Source organism: Burkholderia sp. Ac-20392 (assembly GCF_017104585.1).
Lineage (GTDB): Bacteria > Pseudomonadota > Gammaproteobacteria > Burkholderiales > Burkholderiaceae > Burkholderia > Burkholderia lata.
This window is the reverse complement of the sequence record NZ_JAAGPB010001141.1, coordinates 1-857: the sequence shown is the minus strand read 5'-3', so window position 1 is coordinate 857 and position 857 is coordinate 1. Positions and strand designations below refer to the sequence as shown.

At 71.2% G+C, this 857-nt stretch carries 2 pseudogenes; both read left to right on the top strand.

What is annotated here, in order from left to right:
* Positions 1 to 627 (top strand): annotated as a pseudogene (locus tag G3N99_RS41270) (2,5-dihydroxypyridine 5,6-dioxygenase); the annotation flags it as partial.
* Positions 628 to 646: 19 nt separating this feature from the next.
* Positions 647 to 857 (top strand): annotated as a pseudogene (locus tag G3N99_RS41265) (N-carbamoylsarcosine amidase); the annotation flags it as partial.

Below are 857 nucleotides of genomic sequence, written 5' to 3'. Positions count from 1 at the left end.
CGCACGCGCGTGCTCGCCGCGGCGAAACGGATCGCCGCCGCCCGCGAGATGCGCGTGACGTCGGCCGCCGGCACCGCGCTCGTGTGCCCGCTCGGCGAGTTCCCGCCAACCGCCGAATACGGCTTCGTCGATGCGCCGGGCCGCTGGGACCACTGGCCGAGCGGCTTCGCGCTGACCTACCCGAACGATCGCACCGCGCGCGGCACGATCGTCATCGATCGCGGCGACATCCTGCTGCCGCAGAAGCACTACGTGCGCGAACCCATCGCACTGACCGTCGAAGGCGGCTATGCGACGCGCATCGAGGGCGGCGTCGATGCCGACCTGCTGCGCGACTACATGGAGACCTTCGCCGACCCCGAAGGCTATGCGATCTCGCATATCGGCTGGGGGCTGCAGCCGCGCGCGCGCTGGTCGACGCTCGGGCTGTACGACCGCGAGGCGACGATCGGGATGGACGCGCGCGCGTTCGAGGGCAACTTCCTGTTCTCGCTCGGCCCGAACAACGAAGGCGGCGGCAACCGCACGACCACCTGCCACATCGACATCCCGCTGCGCCGCTGCACGGTCGAACTCGACGGCGCGACCGTCGTGCGCGACGGCCGCGTGACCGACCAACCCGCCTGACCGACGAGCGACCGACACCATGAACGATCTTTCCCGCCACGCCGAAGCGAACGTGTATCGCCAGCAGGGTTTCGGCACGCCGCTGCCGCCGCACGGCAACCTCGGCCTGCTGATCGTCGACTTCGTGGTCGGCTTCGCCGATCCCGCGACGTTCGGCGGCGGCAACATCGCACCGGCGATCGCGCGCACGACGCGTGCGCTCGCGCTGGCGCGCGAACGCGGCTGGCCCG